Annotated in this window: 22 protein-coding genes; 11 read left to right on the plus strand and 11 right to left on the minus strand. The window is 67.2% G+C overall.

Annotation, left to right across the window (positions count from 1 at the left end; all coding sequences use genetic code 11):
* Positions 1–9: 9 nt before the first annotated feature.
* Positions 10–771 carry a helix-hairpin-helix domain-containing protein gene (locus tag C5B91_RS02050; RefSeq protein ID WP_049968133.1) on the minus strand — a complete coding sequence of 254 codons (762 nt, stop codon included), beginning with the start codon at positions 769–771 and terminating at the stop codon, positions 10–12.
* A gap of 44 nt (positions 772–815) precedes the next feature.
* Positions 816–1625, minus strand: a complete 810-nt coding sequence (locus C5B91_RS02055) for a shikimate dehydrogenase (protein WP_008092116.1) — start codon at positions 1623–1625, stop codon at positions 816–818.
* A 171-nt stretch (positions 1626–1796) separates the two neighbouring features.
* Here C5B91_RS02055 and C5B91_RS02060 point away from each other — a divergent pair, with 171 nt between their 5' ends.
* The 6 genes from C5B91_RS02060 to C5B91_RS02085 all read left to right on the plus strand — a co-directional run bounded on the left by C5B91_RS02060 (position 1797) and on the right by C5B91_RS02085 (position 7716).
* Positions 1797–2768: a calcium/sodium antiporter gene (locus C5B91_RS02060; RefSeq protein ID WP_004972832.1), complete on the plus strand. Its 972-nt coding sequence runs from the start codon at positions 1797–1799 to the stop codon at positions 2766–2768.
* 133 nt (positions 2769–2901) lie between these two features.
* Complete coding sequence (locus tag C5B91_RS02065; RefSeq protein ID WP_008092118.1) at positions 2902–4218, plus strand: Na+/Ca2+-exchanging protein; 1317 nt, start codon at positions 2902–2904, stop codon at positions 4216–4218.
* Between the two features lie 57 nt (positions 4219–4275).
* On the plus strand, positions 4276–5595 hold the full coding sequence (locus C5B91_RS02070) for a D-aminoacyl-tRNA deacylase (RefSeq protein WP_008092122.1): 1320 nt from the start codon (positions 4276–4278) through the stop codon (positions 5593–5595).
* Between the two features lie 157 nt (positions 5596–5752).
* Positions 5753–6892, plus strand: a complete 1140-nt coding sequence (ftsZ, locus tag C5B91_RS02075; RefSeq protein ID WP_004972824.1) for a cell division protein FtsZ — start codon at positions 5753–5755, stop codon at positions 6890–6892.
* A 196-nt stretch (positions 6893–7088) separates the two neighbouring features.
* Positions 7089–7262, plus strand: a complete 174-nt coding sequence (locus C5B91_RS02080; RefSeq protein ID WP_004044219.1) for a protein translocase SEC61 complex subunit gamma — start codon at positions 7089–7091, stop codon at positions 7260–7262.
* 1 nt (position 7263) lies between these two features.
* Complete coding sequence (locus C5B91_RS02085; RefSeq protein ID WP_004044218.1) at positions 7264–7716, plus strand: transcription elongation factor Spt5; 453 nt, start codon at positions 7264–7266, stop codon at positions 7714–7716.
* Between the two features lie 188 nt (positions 7717–7904).
* On the opposite strand, the gene C5B91_RS02090 is transcribed toward C5B91_RS02085, so the two are convergent.
* Positions 7905–8207, minus strand: coding sequence for a hypothetical protein (locus C5B91_RS02090; RefSeq protein WP_049905009.1), 303 nt, complete (start codon positions 8205–8207; stop codon positions 7905–7907).
* Positions 8208–8305: 98 nt separating this feature from the next.
* Between C5B91_RS02090 and C5B91_RS02095 the strand changes: the two genes are divergently transcribed.
* On the plus strand, positions 8306–9070 hold the full coding sequence (locus C5B91_RS02095) for a PHP-associated domain-containing protein (RefSeq protein ID WP_199514414.1): 765 nt from the start codon (positions 8306–8308) through the stop codon (positions 9068–9070).
* Positions 9071–9130: 60 nt separating this feature from the next.
* On the opposite strand, the gene C5B91_RS02100 is transcribed toward C5B91_RS02095, so the two are convergent.
* Both C5B91_RS02100 and C5B91_RS02105 read right to left on the minus strand, forming a co-directional pair.
* A complete protein-coding gene (locus C5B91_RS02100; RefSeq protein WP_008092128.1) occupies positions 9131–9655 on the minus strand; it encodes a metal-dependent hydrolase in 525 nt (174 codons plus the stop codon).
* A gap of 70 nt (positions 9656–9725) precedes the next feature.
* On the minus strand, positions 9726–10250 hold the full coding sequence (locus tag C5B91_RS02105; RefSeq protein WP_115819030.1) for a CinA family protein: 525 nt from the start codon (positions 10248–10250) through the stop codon (positions 9726–9728).
* A gap of 150 nt (positions 10251–10400) precedes the next feature.
* On the opposite strand from C5B91_RS02105, the gene C5B91_RS02110 reads away from it, so the two are divergent.
* On the plus strand, positions 10401–11621 hold the full coding sequence (locus C5B91_RS02110) for an ArsA family ATPase (protein ID WP_049913397.1): 1221 nt from the start codon (positions 10401–10403) through the stop codon (positions 11619–11621).
* Positions 11622–11660: 39 nt separating this feature from the next.
* Here the strand turns inward: C5B91_RS02110 and C5B91_RS02115 are convergent, their stop codons facing one another.
* The 4 genes from C5B91_RS02115 to C5B91_RS02130 form a co-directional block, all read right to left on the minus strand.
* Positions 11661–12506: an SDR family oxidoreductase gene (locus C5B91_RS02115; RefSeq protein WP_049968135.1), complete on the minus strand. Its 846-nt coding sequence runs from the start codon at positions 12504–12506 to the stop codon at positions 11661–11663.
* A 59-nt stretch (positions 12507–12565) separates the two neighbouring features.
* The gene (locus C5B91_RS02120) at positions 12566–13393 is read right to left on the minus strand and encodes an endonuclease V (protein ID WP_115819031.1); all 828 of its coding nucleotides are present in this window, start codon (positions 13391–13393) and stop codon (positions 12566–12568) included.
* 1 nt (position 13394) lies between these two features.
* Positions 13395–14294 carry a rhomboid family intramembrane serine protease gene (locus tag C5B91_RS02125; protein ID WP_115819032.1) on the minus strand — a complete coding sequence of 300 codons (900 nt, stop codon included), beginning with the start codon at positions 14292–14294 and terminating at the stop codon, positions 13395–13397.
* 519 nt (positions 14295–14813) lie between these two features.
* Positions 14814–15347, minus strand: coding sequence for an inorganic diphosphatase (locus C5B91_RS02130; protein ID WP_004972805.1), 534 nt, complete (start codon positions 15345–15347; stop codon positions 14814–14816).
* A 335-nt stretch (positions 15348–15682) separates the two neighbouring features.
* Here C5B91_RS02130 and C5B91_RS02135 point away from each other — a divergent pair, with 335 nt between their 5' ends.
* The gene (locus tag C5B91_RS02135) at positions 15683–16042 is read left to right on the plus strand and encodes a PadR family transcriptional regulator (protein ID WP_008092140.1); all 360 of its coding nucleotides are present in this window, start codon (positions 15683–15685) and stop codon (positions 16040–16042) included.
* Positions 16043–16077: 35 nt separating this feature from the next.
* Here the strand turns inward: C5B91_RS02135 and C5B91_RS02140 are convergent, their stop codons facing one another.
* Together C5B91_RS02140 and rnhA are read right to left on the minus strand one after the other, a co-directional pair.
* Positions 16078–16638, minus strand: coding sequence for a hypothetical protein (locus C5B91_RS02140; RefSeq protein WP_008092142.1), 561 nt, complete (start codon positions 16636–16638; stop codon positions 16078–16080).
* The gene (rnhA, locus tag C5B91_RS02145) at positions 16631–17224 is read right to left on the minus strand and encodes a ribonuclease HI (protein ID WP_008092144.1); all 594 of its coding nucleotides are present in this window, start codon (positions 17222–17224) and stop codon (positions 16631–16633) included. The genes C5B91_RS02140 and rnhA overlap by 8 nt, the downstream gene beginning before the upstream one ends.
* 118 nt (positions 17225–17342) lie before the next feature.
* Here rnhA and C5B91_RS02150 point away from each other — a divergent pair, with 118 nt between their 5' ends.
* Both C5B91_RS02150 and nreA read left to right on the plus strand, forming a co-directional pair.
* On the plus strand, positions 17343–18323 hold the full coding sequence (locus C5B91_RS02150; protein WP_042663705.1) for a transcription initiation factor IIB family protein: 981 nt from the start codon (positions 17343–17345) through the stop codon (positions 18321–18323).
* 84 nt (positions 18324–18407) lie between these two features.
* Positions 18408–19670, plus strand: coding sequence for a DNA repair protein NreA (gene nreA / locus C5B91_RS02155; RefSeq protein ID WP_115819033.1), 1263 nt, complete (start codon positions 18408–18410; stop codon positions 19668–19670).
* Positions 19671–19687: the final 17 nt, after the last annotated feature.

Here is a 19687-nt window from a genome sequence, read left to right on the forward strand (position 1 = left end):
GCGCGTCGGTTACGCGTCGCCGGCGCGGTCTATCCAGCGCTGGACGCGCTTCGGCGACACGTCGATTTCGTCGCCGACCTCGTCGGCGTCGGCCGCGGCGAGGTCCGCGACGGTCTCGATGCCGATTTCGGAGAGTCGCTCGGCGTACGCCGGGCCGATGCCGCGAATCGTGTCCACGGTCGGCGCGTCGGGGTCGGCGGCAGACTCGTCGGCCGGTTCGTCGTCTGCAGTTTCCTCGTCGTCTGCTTCGTCTTCGGCCTCCGCTTCTTCGTCACCTTCGTCGACCGCTTCCTCGTCACCTTCGTCGACCGCTTCTTCGTCCGATTCCTCGGTGTCGGCTTCGTCGGAGTCGGCGGATTCAGACCCGTCCTCATCTTCGAGTTCGGGTTCGCCGTCGGCTTCGACCTCGGATTCGGACTCGGACTCAGGCTCCGCTTCGGCGTCTTCGTCCTTCGGTTCGGCCTCCTCAATGGCGTCGGCCGCGACCTCCGCGTCGTCGCGGGCGTCTTCGGCGGCTTCGTCGTCGGCCTCAGACGCCGCGTCGGCCTCGTCTTCGACCGCGTCGTCGGTCTCTTCGTCCGCCGATTCCGTCTCTTCGACCGGTTCCTTCACCGCGGCCTCGGTCTCGACGTTCGCTTCCTCGCGTTCGGTTCTGGTGTCGCGTTCGACCGTAACGGTCGCTGTGTCGTCACGTCCCTCCTTCGAGGAAGACGACGAGTCGCCACCAACGAGGGATTTCCAGAGCGACGAAATAGTGTCAAGCAAGCCCATGTTACCTTCTCCTATGCAATCCCGTTATTTAAAAACCAGCGGCCTCAGTCGCTCTCGAGGTGGCTCCGGAGCGCGGCGTTCATCGCGTCGACCGGCGCGTCGCGCCCGGTCCACCGCTCGAAGGCCTCGACGCCCTGCAGGAGGAGCATCCACGCGCCGTCGATGGTGACCGCACCTGCCGCGGCCGCATCGCGGATGAGTTGGGTCTCGAGCGGGGTGTAGACCGCGTCGAGCACCGCGAGGTCCCCGTGGAGGTACTCTGCGGGAACGGGCGTCTCGTCGGGCGACTCCATCCCGACGCTCGTCGCGTTGACGAGGACGTCCGCCTCTCGAATCCGGTCGAGCGTGTCCAGTCCGCCGCCGGTCGCGCCGGGGACGGCCTCGGCGAGTTCGACCGCGGTCTCGGCGGTTCGGTTGGCGACGTGGACCGACGCGTCCGCATCGGAGAGGGCGAACGCGGCGGCCCGCCCCGCGCCGCCGGCACCGACGACTACGGCCGAGTTCCCGGCGAGGCCCACGCCGTGGCGCTCGAACGACCGCGTGACGCCCGCCGCGTCGGTGTTGTACCCCTTCGGCGTCTCCCCGCCGAAATCGACCGTGTTGACCGCGCCGATTCGCTCGGCAAGCGGGTCGGGGTCGACCAGTTCGAGCACGTCCTGTTTGAACGGGATGGTGACGTTCAGCCCCGAGACGCCGAGGGCGTCCGCGCCCTCGACGGCCGCCGCGATATCGTCGCGGGCGGGTTCGAACGTGACGTACCGAGCGTCGAGGCCGGTTTCCTCGTAGGCCGCCTCGTGCATCGGCGGCGACAGCGAGTGGCCGACCGGGTTGCCGACGAGACCGTAGACTTGCATGGGCGGGAGGTGTCCTGCCGACGATATAACTCGCCCGCCCGCGTCGGATTCCGCCGGGACCCGACGGCCCTCACAGCGCGGATTTCCACCCGTTCGCTCTCCCGTGATAGATTGTCGCGGATCCACGGTGTACCGGCGCGCTTTTAGTCTCCCGTTGGTCTACTCCCGCGTATGTCGGCACTCGCAACCCTGCTTTCCTTCGATACCGCGCTCCTCGTGGCGGGTATCGTCGCGCTCTACCTCGGGGCCGAGGCGCTCGTCGAGGGCGCGTCTCGACTCGCCATCGGCCTCGGTCTCCGGGCGGCCATCGTCGGTGTGACCATCGTCGCGTTCGCGACGACCACCCCCGAACTCTTCGTCGCGGTCCTGAGCGGCCTGGGCTACAGCTCCGACCTCGGACTCGGCGCTATCGTCGGCTCGAACATCGCCAACATCGGTCTCGTCCTCGGAATCTCGGCGCTCATCCAGCCGATGGGCGTCTCGACCGCGACGCTCCGCCGGCACGTCCCGTTCATGATTGCCGCGGCGGTCGCGCTCGTCGCGCTCGGGATGGACGGGAACCTCAGCGCCGTCGACGGCGGCGTCCTCCTGCTCATCCTCGTCGCGTTCACGGGCTACCTGCTCTACCGCGCCCGGTCGGCGACAGCAGACGCCATCGGCGCGGACGAAATCGACATCGAGGACGAAGACGAGGTCTCCGCGCAGTTCAAGGACGTGGTCTATCTCGGCCTCGGCCTGCTCCTCCTGTTCGTCGGCTCGAACTGGCTCATTCAGGGCGGACAGGGACTGCTCGAATCCTTTGGGTTCGGCCCGCGGTTCATCGGGCTGACCGTCCTCGCGTTCGGCACGTCGCTGCCGGAACTCGCGGCGTCCGTCATCAGCGCGGTTCGCGGCGAGTCGGAGTTCAGCATCGGCAACGTCGTCGGTTCCAACATCTACAACGTCGTCGCCGTCCTCGGCATCCTCGCCATCATGGTTCCCGTGAACGTCCCCCCGAGCACCATCTCGCTGGACTTCCCGGCGCTCCTCGTGTTCACCTTCGGGGTCATCGCGCTGATGCTCCGCAACCGCGACGTGTCCCGCCTCGACGGCGGCATCCTCGTCGTCGGCTACCTCGTGTTCTTCTGGCTCATCCTTCCCTGACGTCCCAAACGGGCGATTTCGACCGTCTCTCGCGCCCGTCTCGGGCCGATTTTGAAACACAAGAGCTACCGGCTTCGGCTTCGGTCTTGTAGCCACGATGGGACGACGACGACTCAGCCATCCGCTGACCGCGGTGTTCGGAGCCGCACTTCTGACGGTCCCGTGGCTGGGCCTCCACACGGTGTTCGGCGTTGACCTCGCGACCGGCGTCACCGTCGCCCTCAGCGGTATCGCCGTTCTCGGGGCCTCGTTCCTCCTCGCGTGGGGCGCGGAGACCGCCGAGGCCGACGTGCCGCGGGCGTTCGCTCTCGCCATCCTCGCGGTGCTCGCGGTCGCCCCCGAATACGCCGTTGACGCCCTCTACGCGTGGGAAGCCGGCATCAACCCCGGCTCCCCCGAATCGGCCGAGGCCGCGAGCCTCGCGGTCGCCAACATGACCGGCGCGAACCGCATCCTCATCGGCATCGGCTGGTCCGCAATCGCGCTCTTCACCGTCTATCGCGCCCGTGACACCGGCGACGAGGCGGTCGAGTCTCGTCCCGGCTTCCTCGCGGACGTGGTCCGACTCGACCACGGCATCGCGACGGAGATTCTGTTTCTCTTCGCCGCGACCGTGTTCGCCTTCTTCGTCCCGCTCGGGGCGGGAATCGGCGCGGTCGACATGTTCGTCCTCGTCGGACTCTACGTCGCGTACATCTTCGTGGCGATGAACTCGCCGCACGAGGACGAAGAGCAAATCGGCGTGCCCGCGTACCTCCAGTCGTACCGGAAACCCAAGCGCATCGCCACGACCCTCTCGCTGTTCGTCTTCTCGGGCATCGTCATCCTCGTCGCCGTCGAGCCGTTCGCTCACGGCCTCGAAGCCCTCGGGAAGTCGGTCGGCATCCCGTCGTTCCTGATGATTCAGTGGGTCGCGCCGCTGGCGAGCGAGAGCCCCGAACTCATCGTCGTGGCCTACCTCGTCAACAAGGCGCGGTCGACCGCCGGCTTCAACGCGCTCATCTCCTCGAAGCTCAACCAGTGGACGCTCCTCATCGGGACGCTCGTGCTCGTCTACAGCCTCTCGCTCGGCTACTACGGGCCGCTTCCGCTCGACACCCACCAGATGGGCGAACTCTGGCTGACGGCCGCCCAGAGCTACTTCGCCATCGCCATCCTCATCACGTTCTCCATCAGCCTCCGCGAGGCGGTCGCCCTGCTCGGGCTCTTCTTGGCACAGTTCGTCTACTCCGTCACCGGACTGGCGCTCACGCTCCCGATTCCGGGACTCGGCGCGGTCACCTTCGACGGCGCAACCTCGCTCATCGGCTTCTCCGTCGTCTATCTGGTCGTCGGAACAACGCTTTTCGTCCGGCGGCGCGAGCAACTCGCCGCGGTGGCAAAGCTCTCCGTTCGACGCGTTCGCGGCGACTACGGCGCGAACGAGATTCCGGCCGCGGTCGAAGACTGACCGGTTCCCCTCGCCGCTTCCGACGCCCTTTTCGCCGACCTCGGCGACCCTCGTATCGTGATTGGAATCGTCGTCAGCCGCGCCGACAGCGCATCGGTTCACATCGGCGAGCACCTGCTCGAACTCGCCGACTGGGACGAACGGACCGACGGGGACCGACCCGACGCCGACGGCGGCGGCACCGTCTTCTCCCGGGACGGCTTCGAACTCCGGGAGTTCGACGACCTACACATCGACCTCGACGACCCCGCCGAGGCGTTCGACGCCGACCTCGACCTCGTCGTCGTCGTCTCCCGGCACGCCGGCGAGACCGGCGCGCTCCTGACCGCGCACTTCACCGGGAACTTCGGCCCCGCCGACTACGGCGGCGAGCCGGGGCGGTTCGCCCGCGCGTGCCCCAACGCCCAGCGCGCCGTCATCGAGGCGCTCCGCGAGCGTGCGCCCGACGACTACGAGGTCGGCATCGAGGCGACCCACCACGGCCCGACCGAGCCGACGGTCCCCTCGATGTTCGTCGAGCTCGGGAGCGACGAAGAGCAGTGGGGTGACCCCGAGGGAGCCCGCGCCGTCGCGGCGGCCGTTCTCGACATCGAAGGCGTCGCGCCCGACGCGGACCGCCAGCTCGTCGGCTTCGGCGGCGGCCACTACGCCCCGCGGTTCGAGCGCGTCCTCCGCGAGACCGACTGGCGCGTCGGCCACATCGCCGCCGACTGGCAGCTCAAGGCGATGGGCGCGCCCGAGAACAACCGCGACGTGCTCCGCCGGGCGTTCGAGGCCTCCGCGGCCGACCTCGCGCTGGTCGACGGCGACCGCGACGACCTCGCGGCCGCCCTCGAAGCCGAGGGGTTCCGGGTCGTCTCCGAGACGTGGGTCCGCGAGACCGCGGGCGTCCCCCTCGACCGCGTTGCCGCCCTCGAAGCCGACGTCACGACCGTCGAGGAGGGGCTCCGGTTCGGCGCGCGAATCGACGCCGACGACTACGAGGTCGTCTCGCTCCCCGACGGCCTGCTCGGCGAGGCGCAGGGCATCGACCTCGACGCCGCGCTCGACGCCGTCCGCGAGACCACCGTCGCCTTCCACACGACCGAGGGCGGCGCGCGCGCGGTGGGTCGCGCCGCCGTCGCGGGCGACGGCTACGACGAACTCGCGTCGCGGCTCTGCGACGTGCTGCGCGAGAAATACGACAGCGTGGTCCGCGAAGACGGGGCGGTCACGGCGACGGTTCGGGCGTTCGACCCCGCCGCCGCACGCGAGTTTGGCGTCCCCGAAGGGCCGGCGTTCGGCAAGCTCTCGGCCGGGCAGCCGGTCGAAATCGACGGCGAGACCGTCGCGCCCGAAGAGGTATCGAAAGAACGACTCATCGAGTTCGTCGTGTGAGCCCCGGCGGAGCGCGGCCGGCCGATTCGCCCCGTGAACCGTCCTGTGCCGCGGGCTCTCATGTCACGTTTCGGCACGAATCGGCGGCTCGTCGGACAGATGTCTGACGGAAGGGGGAAAGATAATTAGTCGTCCTCCGTAAACCGTCTCCATAAATATGGACTCTATCGTCGGCGACGCAATTGACGAGGCCGAGGCCGAGGACATGGGGGATGAGTCGGTTCAGGTCGACGACTCGACCAACATCAACCGGTCCGGGACGATGACTGACGACGAACTGAAAGCGGTTCTCAAAGACCTCCAGACCAACATCACGGTGGTCGGGTGCGGCGGTGCCGGCGGGAACACCGTCAACCGGATGCACGAGGAGGGAATCAAGGGGGCGAAGCTCGTCGCCGCTAACACCGACGTGCAGCACCTCGTGGAAATCGGTGCCGACACGAAGATTCTCATGGGCGAACAGAAGACCCAGGGTCGCGGCGCGGGCTCGCTCCCGCAGGTCGGCGAGGAAGCCGCTCTCGAATCCCAAGAGGAGATTTACGACGCCATCGAGGGCTCCGACATGGTGTTCGTCACCGCCGGGCTCGGCGGCGGCACCGGCACCGGTTCGGCCCCCGTGGTCGCCAAGGCGGCCCGCGAGTCGGGCGCGCTCACCATCGCCATCGTCACGACGCCGTTCACGGCCGAAGGCGAGGTGCGACGAACCAACGCCGAAGCCGGTCTCGAACGCCTCCGCGACGTTTCTGACACGGTCATCGTCGTCCCGAACGACCGCCTGCTCGACGCCGTGGGGAAGCTCCCGGTCCGTCAGGCGTTCAAGGTCTCCGACGAGGTGCTGATGCGCTCGGTCAAGGGTATCACCGAACTCATCACCAAGCCCGGTCTCGTCAACCTCGACTTCGCCGACGTGAAGACGGTCATGGAGCGCGGCGGCGTCGCCATGATCGGTCTCGGCGAGTCCGACTCCGAGTCCAAGGCCCAAGAGTCCGTCAAGTCTGCCCTCCGCTCGCCGCTTCTCGACGTGGACATCTCCGGCGCGAACTCCGCGCTCGTCAACGTCACCGGCGGCTCCGACATGAGCATCGAGGAGGCCGAGGGCGTCGTCGAGGAGATTTACGACCGCATCGACCCCGACGCGCGCATCATCTGGGGGACCTCCGTCGACGACGAACTCGAAGGCATGATGCGGACGATGATCGTCGTCACCGGCGTCGAGTCGCCCCAAATCTACGGCCGAAACGGCGAGGTGCAGGCGCAGGCCGAAGGCCGTCTCGAAGACATCGACTACGTCGAGTAGTCGCCGTCGTCGGCGACGCGGCCGGGAACGCGTCCACCGCTCTCGCGGTCCGGATGCCCTCCGTTCTCCTCCCCTCGCGTTCCGCGTAGTGGCGTCACTCCGCCGGATTCGGCGTTCTCACTCGCCTTCGAGACCGAATTCGGCTCGACGGTGCATCAATAGATAGAAAAAGCCCGACGCCTTAGGCCCCAGCAACATGGACGTTAAGTACGACCTGAACAGCTACGTTCGCGTGTTGAAACTCGCGAGCACCCCGTCCTGGCAGGAGTTCTCCCAGATCTCCAAAATCGCTGGCGCGGGTATCTTCCTCGTCGGACTGCTCGGTTTCATCATCTTCGCGGTCATGAGCTTCCTCCCCGGAGGGGTCTGAGATGCCCATCTTCGCGGTAAAGACCACCGCTCGTCAGGAGCAAACGGTCGCGGACATGATTGCGACGAAGGAATTCGAACAGATTCACGCCGTCCTCGCGCCCGACTCGCTCACGAGTTACGTGATGGTCGAGGCCGACGACGACGGTATTGTCACGCGCGTCCTCGAGGAGATTCCGCACGCCCGAGGTCTCGTCGAGAGCGGCGGCGCGGTCGGCACCTCCAGCATGGCCGAAGTCGAACACTTCCTCTCGCCGACGCCGGACGTGGAGGGTATCGCGGAGGGCGACATCGTCGAACTCATCGCCGGCCCGTTCAAAGGCGAGAAGGCGCGCGTCCAGCGCATCGACGAGACGAAAGACCAGGTCACCGTCGAACTGTACGAGGCGACGGTCCCGATTCCGGTCACCGTCCGCGGGGACCAGATTCGCGTCCTCGACTCCGAAGAGCGGTAAGCGTCCGCCCCGACGAGGGCTCTTTTCTCTCTCAGTTTCGGCTCGACTCACCGCGCGCGACGAGCGCCGCGTCCCCCGGCGGCATCCACCCTCCCGGCGACTCCCATGTCCCCCGACAGTCACCGACGAGACCGTCTCGCGCGACCGTGTCGCGTCCCACCGCGACCTCCGACGTTTCGTCGCTCTGTCTACAGCGCGCCCTGCTCGCGGAGCGTCTCGACGACGCTGTTGAGGTCTGCGTCCGCCTCGACGGCGTCTTTCACGTCCTCGCGGATGCGGACCGCGGAGGAGTCGGCGTCGTACGCGCGGACGAACTCGGCGCGGGTGTGCTCGTCGAAGGCGTGTCGAATCGCGAAGTAGCCCTCGGGCACGATGGTCCCGCACACCTTGCACTCGTGGCGCTCGTGTTCCACCGTCTGGTGGATGACCGCGCTTTCCGCGTCTTCGAACCGACCGTCACACCCTTCGATTCCGCACTTCCACCGGGACATGTTCCCACCGACGGACGTGAGCGACAAAACCGTTTCTTCGACCGCCCGGCGTTCGACAAATAGCAACCACTAACTGGTGGCTGACCCGACCGTATCGTGTGAGCGCGACCACGACGACGCGGGTCGATATGCACGTGAAGATTCTCGACGAGCGGGTCGTCTCGCGCGCGAAAGCCCGCGGTATCGACGTGCTCGTCTACGCGCCGCACTTCGTTCGCCTGCCAGACATCCGCGCCCGCGCGGCGCGCTTTTCGGACGACGACCTGCTCGTCGTCCCCGCCCGCGAGGTGTTCACGGGGTCGTGGCGCGACCGGAAACACGTCCTCGTGGTCGGCCTCTCGGACCCCGTGCCCGACTTCATCACCCTCGACGGGGCCTTCGCCGAGTTCGACCGGCAGGACGCGGCGACGCTCGTCCCGCACCCCGAGTTCCTGACGGTGAGCCTCACCGCCGAGGACGTGGCCGCCCGCCGCGACGACATCGACGCTGTCGAGACGTACAACACGAAGTCCTTGCCGCGGGACAACCGCCGCGGGCGCGACATCGCCCGCGAGACGGGGCTGCCGGGGTTCGCGTCGTCCTACGCGCACCTCCACGGCACCGTCGGCGAGGCGTGGACCGAGTTCGACCGCGACATCGACTCCGAGGCCGACCTCGTCACCGCGCTCCGCGAGGGGGCGGAACGCCGGGTCGTCCGCCGCACAGGAGTCTCCCACGCGCTCCGCGGCGCGGCCGAGTTCGCCCACCTCGGCTACGAGAACTCGTGGGGGAAAGTCGACCGACTCCTGCTTTCGGGGATGGAGCCGACGCATCCGAGCCACATCGCCTACGACGGTCGGTTCGACGACGTGAGCGTCTACTGAGTCTCGCAAAATAGTTTTTCGAGCGCGTCCGAACGCGCCAGCATCGCGGCCGCCCCGCCCTCAGACCACCGCGGTGAACGTCGCCGCGGCGTCCGCGAGGGACACGTCGAGCGAAAAGAGGTAGTAGTGGACGCCCGCGAGGACGCCGAGTTCGGCGACCGTGACGACGACGGTCACCGCGTCGGCGTGTTTCGAACTCGTCGCCACGCCGGTCGGCAGGTCGTACTCCTGCGGCGACAGCGGGTAGAACAGCGCGATGCCGCGCTTCGAGCCGACCATGTCGAGGACGTAGTGGGTGGCGACGCCGATCCAGACGAAGTGGAGGTTGCCGAAGACGAGCGGGAACGCGAGGAATATCGCCAGCACCGGGAGGTTGTGGAGCGTCTTGCGGTGCTTGCCGAAGGCGGTGTCCACGTCGGGGAACAGCGCCCCGAGGACGACGGGCAGCGACAACTGGCCGATTTTCTGGGCGAGGAGGAACGCCGAGTCGACCGTCGGTTCGAACGACCGCGGGTCCACGGTGAGGATGACGCCGAGCCCGAGCGCCAACAGAATGGCGTTGAGCACGTGTCCCTTCTTGTTCATGGATGCAGACTGGTCTGGCGGGATACAAAGCTTTCCCACGGAACCGACCGACAGCGGCCGTGCGACCGACTCAGCCGGTCGTGGCGGACTCGATTTCTTCGCGGAGGAGCGCCAGCGCCCCGCGCGCAATCTGTTCTTTCACCTGCGTCCGCGACCCGTCGTACTCGAAGCGCTCGACGCGGGCGTACGAGTCGCCGGAGCCCCACGGCGCGGCGAAGGCGACGCCGACGAAGACGGTCCCGACCGGCTTGCCGGGGAGTCCGCCCTCCGGCCCGGCGATACCCGTCGTTGCGAGCCCCCACGTCGCGTCGGCCACGTCGCGGACGCCGGCGGCCATCCCGCGGGCGACGGGCTCGGAGACGGCGCCGTGTTCGTCGAGCGACTCCCGCGAGACCGCCAGTTCGTGGCGCTTGGCGTCGTAGGAGTAGGTGACGAGCGAGCGGTCGAAGTAGTCGCTGGAGCCGGGCACGTCGGTCAGGAGCGACCCGACGAGGCCACCCGTACAGGACTCCGCGACCGCGACGGTGTGGTCCGCCTCGCGGAGGGCGTCGCCGACGCGGACCTCCTCGGGCGGGTCGGATGCGAACTCGCGCATACGACCGACGACGGGCGGTCGGGACAAAAAGCGGTCGGGGAGGTCACCGCCGGGGCTGGCGTCGCGGTCGGAACCGATGCGGCGGGACAAAAGTCCACCGGCGGTTCCGAGACCGAGAAGTACACAAAGCCCCGCGGTGTCGGGTCCGACATGGACATCGACGTTGAGCCGACGGAGCGACCCGACGCCGACGAAGACGACGACGCCGGCGACGACGGGCCGGCCGAAATCGAGGTGGAAGTCACCGACCCAGACGAGGTCACCTCGACCGACACCGAAGACCTCCCCGAGGGCATCGACGCCCCGGATTACGTCCTCTACGGCGGCAAGGGCGGCGTCGGAAAGACCACGATGGCCGCGGCGACGGCGCTCGCCAGCGCGGCCGACGGCACCGCGACGCTCGTCGTCTCCACGGACCCCGCGCACTCTCTGTCCGACACGCTCGGCGTGCCGGTCCCCGACAAGCCGACTCGGATCCGCGAGGAGATTCCCCTCTACGCGGCCGAAATCGACCCCGACGCGGTCATGGAAGGGCCGTTCGCCGGCGGCGACGGCTCGAGCGAGGACTTCGACGACGAGACCGACTTCGAGACCGGCGAGTACGACGACGACAACCCCTTCGCCGGCGGCGACTCGGACTCCCCGTTCGGTGGGATGGGCGGTGGAATGGGCGGCTTCGAGGACCTCCTCGGCGGCGACGGCCCGATGGGGATGGGCGGCCCGATGCCCGGCGCGGACGAGGCCGCGGCGATGCAGCAGCTCCTCGAATACATGGACGACCCGCGGTTCGACCGCGTCGTCGTCGACACCGCGCCCACGGGCCACACGCTCCGCCTGCTCGAACTCCCCGAACTGATGGACTCCATGCTCGGTCGCATCGCCCGCATGCGCCAGCGTTTCTCCGGCATGATGGACAACCTCAAGGGGATGTTCGGCGGCGGCCCCGACGACCCGCAGGCCGGGATGGCGGACCTCGACGACCTCCGCGAGCGCATCGAGCGCCTGCGCGCGGTCCTCCGCGACCCGACGCGGACCGATTTCCGTGTCGTCATGATTCCCGAGGAGATGAGCGTCGTGGAGTCGAAGCGCCTCGTCTCGCGGCTCGACGAGTTCGGCATCCCCGTCCAGACGCTCGTCGTCAACCGCGTGATGGAGTCCGTCGAGGACGTGGCCGACGTCGACCCCAAGTGGATAGAGTCGCCCGACCTGGAGAACTGCGGCTTCTGTCAGCGCCGCTGGCAGGTCCAACAGGACGCGCTCCGCTCGGCGACGAACCTCTTCCGCGGCCGCGACGTGAAGCGGGTGCCGCTGCTCGCAGAACAGGTACAGGGCGAAGACGCCCTCCGGGTCGTCGCGACCTGTCTGAAGTAACGCCGAGAAGAACGCCTTCGCGGGCCGACCGCGACGGGTTCAGGGAAGCTTGCGAGCGAAGCCGTAGAGCGCGTCGCGCCACGCGTCGGGCAGGAAGCGCGCGAGGACGCCGACGCGGGCGACGGTTCCGGGCTGGTAGCGCGCCCGCGGCTTGGTCGAACTCGCGGCGTTGACGATGTCTTCTGCGACGCGCTCGGGCGGAATCGCGCCGGGACCGTCGCCGCCGAGCGCCTGCGAGTCGTCGAACAGCTTGTAGAGCTTCTCGTACGCGCCGGAGCGGTCGAGGCCGTCGGCGTCCTCTCCGTTGCCGTTGACCTCGTCGTCCACGCGGTTCGAAAACTGCGTCTCGACCGGACCGGGTTCGATGAGGACGGCGTCGATACCGTACTCCTCGACCTCGGTGCGGAGCGCGTCGGTCATCGCCTCGACGGCGAACTTCGAGCCGGCGTAGACGCCGGTGCCGGGGAAGGCGACGCGGCCGACGACGCTGGAGACGTTGACGATGGTGCCGTCGCCCTGCGAGCGCATGTGAGGCAACACGGCGCGGATGAGCCGGTGGGGGCCGTAGACGTTCACGTCGAACTGGTCGTGGACCTTCTCGGTCGGCACGTCCTCGACGGGGCCCATCTGGCCGTAGCCGGCGTTGTTGACGAGGCAGTCGATTCGGCCCTGCTCGTCGGTGATGCGGTCGACCACGCGGTCGACGTCCCCCTGGTCGGTCACGTCGAGCGTCGCGATGTTCGCGCCGCGCTCCCCCAGCGTCTCGATGTCGGCAGGGTTCCGGGCGGTGGCGTAAACCTCCCACTCCTCGTCGAGGAAGTCGAGCGCCGTCGCGCGCCCGATTCCCGAGGAGCAACCGGTGATGAGGACCGTCTTTTGATGCACGTCGGTAGGTCGAACCGCGCGCTGTTAAGTGTTCGCGGTTCGCCACGATTGGCCTCCGCTCAGTCTTCGTACTGCGCCTTCGCCTCGTCGGCGTAGGCGTCGGCCAACCGAGTCGGTTCGGGGAGCTTGTACTGCCCCGAGAGCCGGGAGACGAGGTCGACGGTCGTGGCCGCAGAGAGGCGGTGGCCGGGGCTGACGTACAGCGGGTTCACGATGGGCCGCGAGTCGTACTGCCGCGACTGGAAGGCGTAGCCGATGGTCGTCTCGGGGCCGGCGGGGTGGCCGCCGACGGGGTCGACCGAGTCGTCGGCGCGAATCGGCGTTCGCCAGCCCTCCGGCCGGCCGTCCACGTCTTCGTCCGGCGTCCCGCAGAGGAGAGACTTGGCGACGCCGATGCTCGGCGCGTCGCAGATGACGCCGAGGTGGGTGGCGAGGCCGGCCTGTCGGAAGTGGATTCGCCCCGACCCGTCGAAGACGAGCAGGTCTGGGTCGCAGTCGAGTTCGGCGAGTGCGTCGAGGATGGGGCCGCCCTCGCGGAACGAGAGCAGGCCGGGGACGTAGGGCAAATCGAGGTCGGAGACGGCGTGGACGCGCTCGACCACCTCGCCGCCGCGGAGGACGACGACGGCGCTCAGCGCGCGGTCGTCCAGAAACGACTGGTCGATGCCGGCGACGAGCGGCGGTGGCGAGTCGGCGTCACCGCCGGGTACTATCGCGTCCGTGAGCGTCTCGTTTTCCGTCTCCGGGGTGGCGAGCGAGACGCGCGTCGGGTCGAACGGGAGGTCGTCCTCGAAGACGGCGGCCTCGGCGACGCGGCGCTGGAGCGACTCCATCTCGTCGCGCGAGAGGCCGGGGCGCGGCGCGAGTTCGGGGCGGGCCGGACGCATCTCAGAACCGGCCGCGGCCGGGGCCGCCGGGACCGCCGGGACCGCGCCCGCCGAGCGAGAGCTGCGAGGGGACCTTCCGTTGGCCCTTCACCCGCTGGCCGTAGGCGAGGCCGATGACGAGACCGATGAGGTGCGCGAAGTGGGCGATGCCGTCGGCGCTCTGGCTGACGAAGAAGAACACCGAGATGCCGGCGAATCCGAGCGTGAACAGCCACAGCGGCACCGGGATGATGAAGTACAGGTAAATCTTCAGCCCCGGGTTGAGGACCGTCAGGACGCCGAGGACGGCCATGATGGCACCGCTCGCGCCGACGACGGCGCTCACGCTTCCCGGCGACAGGAGCATCGACGAGCCGACCTGCGCGAGTCCGGCGAGCATCCCGCTGACGAGGAACAGCGCCGCGAACTTCCGCGACCCGACGTAGCGCTCCACCAGCGGGCCGAAGAAGAACAGCACGATGGAGTTGCCGACGATGTGGTAGAAGCCGCCGTGGGCGAATATCGAGGTGACCCACGTCCAGACGTACTCGGGGTGAATGCTCGTGAGGTAGAACGCGTTAATCGAGAGGGAGGGGAGGCCGAGGAACTGCTCCAAGACGAGCTGGGCGAAGAACGTGAGCCACATCAGCGCGAGGAACAGGTACGTGACGTTCCCGCGGAAGTAGCCGAGCACGCCGCCGGCGCCCGTGAGCGAACTCAACAGTCCGCCGCTGCGGCCGCCTTCGTTGTTTACGGAATCGTCGAAAGAGCTATCGAAGACGCCAGCGGGGTCGTCCCAGTCGGAGAGCCCCGCGCAATCGTGGTTCTCGGGGAGGCGGTGTTCGGAACAGAACGTCCCGCCACACCGTGAACAGCGGTACGGCAGACTCTCGTCCTTGCCGCACACGTCGCAGATAGGCATTACCAACGCCTTACAGCGGCGAGATAAAAAGGGGTTCCCTCATGGATGTGGAGTGTGAACATACAGCGAACGAGTGATAGATTCAGGTGTTTCGTCGCTTCGGTCGGTGGGTCGCCCCATCTGTCAGAGGCGGCCGCGTGGCTGTCGTCGGCGTAGACATCGTGTCGCGCTCGGCGGTCGTTGCGCGGGAAATTCGGGGTTACGCGTCTTCGGAGGACGCTTCCTCGGCGTCTTCGTCCGCCTCGTCGGCGGGCGTGAAGTTCGTGGGGACGACGGTCGGGTGCTGAAGCCCGAGACGGGGTTGCTTGGCTGCCATACTCGTCTCGACGTACCCGGCACAGGAACTAAAGATTACCCATGCGCATAATTTATCGGTCGATGCGCCGGCGATAACTGTCGGGTATCCGCGTCGCCGACGCTGGTCGGTTTCCGTCGGACGCGTCTCGGGAGTCGACGCCGCGACCGGCGGCAACGCTCTCGCTCGACGGCGGTGTCGAAAAAAGCGCGCGGTGGAGTCGCTTACGCGAAGTTCTCTTCGTAGAGGTCCATCGCGTGTTCGATGGCGTCCTTTGCGGCCTGCTTGTCCTCCCAGCCCAGCGTCTCGACTTCCTTGCCGGCCTCGAGGTTCTTGTAGGTCGCGAAGAACTCGTCAATCTCGTCGAGCGTCTGCTGCGGGATGTCTTCGAGGTCCTCGATGTGGTCGTAGCGGGGGTCCTCGATGGGGACCGCGATGACCTTGTCGTCCTGCTCGCCGTCGTCGTCCATCTTCATGAGCGCGACCGGGCGGGCCTCGATGACGCAGCCGGGGAACGTCTGGTCCTCGACGAGGACGAGCACGTCGAAGGGGTCCTCGTCGTCGTAGTACGTCTGCGGGATGAAGCCGTAGTCCGACGGGTAGTGGACGTTGGAGTGGAGCACGCGGTCGAGGACGACGCCGGGGATGTCCTTGTCGTACTCGTACTTGTTGCGCTCGCCTTTGAGACACTCGACAACTGCGTAGATTTCGTCCGGCGCGTCGGGGCCGGTCTCCATGTCTTCCCAGAGGTTCACCATACCGAACCCATCCTCGATGCGGGCAAAAGTCCTTTCGGGATTGGTCTCGTATCGCTGTCATCCGGGTTCCGTCGGCCGCTTCGAACCCCTCTACATGTAGAGGTATTCCTCACAGAATCCCACGACGCTACCCCTATGCGTCTGAGATATTCCCCGGGTATGCCCGATCGGCGACTCTCCGTCGTCTTCGCTTTATCGCCGTGACCCGACTCTGTGCAATACCCGGCACTCGTGTGCGCTCCGCCCCAATTTCTTTGAATAATGGGCCTCCGTATGACGGCGAAACAGACTGCTCGTTGACAAAGTTTAAATAGGAAGGTGACATTTCCATATGCATGTCAGAGGCACAAACAATTGGCAACAAATCCGGTGCGGCTCGGGACCTCACCGCGTTCCAACAGAATATCCTCGTCATTCTCGCCGAGGAACCGATGTACGGCCTGGCTATCAAGCGTCACCTCGAATCGTACTACGACACCGAGGTCAACCACGGGCGTCTGTACCCCAACCTCGACGACCTCGTCGAGATGGGGCTGGTCGAAAAGAGCGAACTCGACAAGCGGACGAACCAGTACGAACTGACCGACGACGGCCTCCAGGCGGTCCTCGACCGCTTCGACTGGATGCTCTCGAAGTTCGTCACCGACGACGAGCGCGCCGAGATGGTCTCGGCGCTCGTCGAAGCCAAGCTGTAATCGGCCGAACACACCGCACGAACCGCGGGGTTCGCTCAGTTGTATTCGGGCACTTCGGCGTCTGCGGCGTCGAAGAGCAACTCGAGCGACTCCGGCAACAACGACCGCTGTTCCGCGGTCGTCCACGCATTGCGTGGATAATATTCTTCGACGAACTCGCGCACTTCGGGAGCGCCGGCCGTCTCGATTCGTCGGACGTAGTGGTTTCCGAGGAAGTCCGCGAACGCCCGCGCGTTCGCCGCGTGGTCCGCGCCGTGTTCCTCATCGACGGTCGCGACGCACGCCGCGTTGTGCTCTTCGACCGCGCTCCACTCGTGGTCCTCACCAGTCCCCGACAGTGCACGTTCGATTCCGCGGTCGACGTCGTCTATCTCCGCCGGGTCGACGATTCCGTCGTCGTCGACCCACTCGTCGGGGTGGAGCACCAACACGTCGTCTTCCTCGCGGTGTCGCGCGCGGAACTCGTGTTCGCTCACGAGTTCGTCGCGGACGGACCGGTACGTCGCCGCCTCGTCGGGGTCCACGGCGTCGCGGGCCAGCCGCGTCAGCCGTTCTGCTTCAGAGAGCACGTCTTCGGGGAGTTCTGACTCAGGCATCGTCGAGGGCCTCGTTGGCTAGGGAGTCGGCGCGGTCGTTTATCTCTCGCGGTACGTGCTCCAGCGACCAGCGGTCGAACGTCGACAGGTGCTCTCGGGCCTTCACGCGGCGCTCTCTCAGACCGGGGTCGTTGGTCTTCCACTCGCCGCGGACCTGCTTGACGACCAGTTGGGAGTCGCCGCGCACGTCGACCTCGTCGTACCCGTACTCCTCGGCGACCGACAGCGCCTCCACGAGCGCCTCGTACTCCGCGCGGTTGTTGGTCGTCTCGCCGATTCGCTTCGAGCCCTCGGCGACGATACCGTTGCTGGTCACGATAGCCCACCCGATGGCCGCGGGGCCGGGGTTCCCGCGGCTCGCGCCGTCGAAGTAGACGTGCGCGCGGCCGCCTTTCGGCTGGATGAGCGCGAGCAGGTCCGTCGGCCTCGACCCCTGTACGACGACTTTCCCGTCGTAGGCGACGGCGCTGGCGTCGCCGCGTTCGGCGCGCCACCGCTCGTGGTCGGTGTTTCCGGGCGAGACGGACACGCCCGCGGCTTCGAGTCGTCCTCGGGCTTCGTCGGGGTCGCACTCGACGGTCGGCATACCGTCACCTCACCGGTGATTCGGTAAAGGCGCTCCGTTCGTCGCTGCGGGCACGACGACACTCCGACGAACCCCGCCAAAGGTTGAAGTGCAAGGAAATAGACAATATATAAATGCGATGAAACGGCCTACCCGCCAGCGGGAGCGTGAGCACGACCGGACTCGATGGGGAGACGAGTCACAGGACGACGAGACATCAGAAGAGGAGTTGGACCTCGACGACCTCGACCCCGAGGAGGTCGTTCGGACCGGCGACGGCGAATTGATTCACGAAGAGACCGGCATCATCATCGAAGAAGAGCGCATCGACCCCGGCCCGGAGTGGCGGGCGTTCAACCACTCCGAGCGGCAGTCCAAGTCTCGCGTGGGCGCGCCGACCACGCAGACGATGCACGACAAGGGGCTGACGACGACCATCGACTGGAAGGACAAAGACGCCTACGGCCGCTCTATCTCCTCGAAGAAGCGGTCGCAGATGCACCGCCTGCGCAAGTGGCAAGAGCGCATCCGGACCAAGGACGCCGGCGAGCGCAACCTCCAGTTCGCCCTCAGCGAAATCGACCGCATGGCCTCGGCGCTCGGCGTCCCGCGGTCGGTCCGCGAGGTCGCCTCGGTCATCTACCGCCGCGCGCTCAGCGAGGACCTGATTCGCGGGCGCTCCATCGAGGGCGTCGCCACCTCGGCGCTCTACGCCGCCTGTCGGAAGGAGGGCATTCCTCGTTCCCTCGAAGAGATTTCCGAGGTGTCTCGCGTCGAGCGCAAGGAAATCGGGCGCACGTACCGCTACATCTCCCAGGAGCTCGGCCTGGAGATGCGGCCGGTGGACCCGAAGAAGTACGTCCCGCGGTTTTCGTCCGAACTCGACCTCTCGAAGGAGGTCCAGTCGAAGGCGAACGAGATTATCGAGACGACCGCGGAACAGGGGCTTCTCTCCGGGAAGTCGCCGACCGGCTTCGCCGCCGCCGCAATCTACGCCGCCTCGCTTCTCTGCAACGAGAAGAAGACCCAGCGCGAGGTCGCCGAGGTCGCGCAGGTGACGGAAGTCACCATCCGGAACCGCTACCAAGAGCAGATCGAAGCGATGGGCATCCACACCTGAGCCCCGCCCGCGCGAGTCGCATCCCTTTCTGACCCCGGACGCGTCGCCGAAGGTTCATACCCGCGGGCGACCCACGTCCGGTGAATGCGGCTCGACGAGTACATGGACATCGAGCGGGACGAGCGCGCCGAGCGGCGGCGACTCGCCGAGGAGAAGTCCTACGGCATCCTCGACCACCTCGAGACGTTCCAAGACCGGTTCGAGGAGACGGTGCAGGGAGACTCGCTGTACGGCGGCGTCTCCCCGTCTATCTTCGTCGGGCGGTCGAACTACCCGAACGTCTCGACGGGCATCCTCTCGCCGGTCGGCCACGACGAGGACGCGGCGTCGTTCGAGACGAGCGCCGCGTGGTACGACGAGGGCGTGAGCATCGACGACGTGTTCCAGCGGCGCACCTCGCTTTTGAACTCAAATCGCGGGACGAAGGTGACGAACGTCGCCGACTCGTGGGACGGCTTCCTCGGGACGCAACGCGAGGTCGCCATCGCCGACCGCCCCGTGACGGTCGAAATCGGCCTCGACGGGAAGCCGTCTCTCGACCTCGACGCCAGCGCCGACGACGTGGCGACCCCCGTCGGCCCGCGGGCCCGCGCCCGCTCCGCCGACCTCGCGGAGAACCCCCACGTTCCCAAACTGGTGAAAAAGACGCTCGAAGACGACGACTGGAACGCCGAGGGCGCGATGACGTACCTCTACCGCCGCGGGTTCGACGTGTACGACATCAACACCATCCTCTCTGCGGGCGCGCTCGGCCAGACCGAACAGCGCCGACTCGTCCCGACGCGGTGGTCCATCACCGCCGTCGACGACACGCTCGGCCAGTATCTCCGCGGACAGGTCAAACACGCTGACAGCGTCGACGGCGTCGAAATCTACCGCAACGAGTTCATCGGCAACGCCTTCTGGGTCATCCTCGCACCGGGGCGCTGGGAGTTCGAACTGATAGAGCTGAAAGCCCCGGGGAGCGTCTGGAACCCCGACCCCGAGGCCGGGATGTACCTCGCGGCAGACCGCGAGGGCTACGAGGGCCGGACCGGCTACGTGAACGAGACGGCCGGCGCGTACCACGCCTCCCGACTCGGCGTTCTCGAACACCTCCAGGAGCGCGGCCGACAGGCGAAGGCGCTCGTCATCAGGCACGTCTCTGACGACTACTGGGGACCCGTCGGCGTCTGGCAGATACGCGAGTCCATCCGCCACGCCTTCGAAGGCGAGACGGCCGACGCCGAGACGTTCGGCGACGCCGTCCGCGACGTGGCGGAGTACCTCCCGGTGTCGCTTGCGGACCTCCGGCGGAAGTCCACGATGGCCGCCGGCCTCCAGACCGACATCTTCGACTTCACGTGAGCAACGTATTTTGACAG

This window comes from Haloferax sp. Atlit-10N (assembly GCF_003586325.1).
Taxonomy (GTDB): Archaea; Halobacteriota; Halobacteria; order Halobacteriales; family Haloferacaceae; genus Haloferax; species Haloferax prahovense.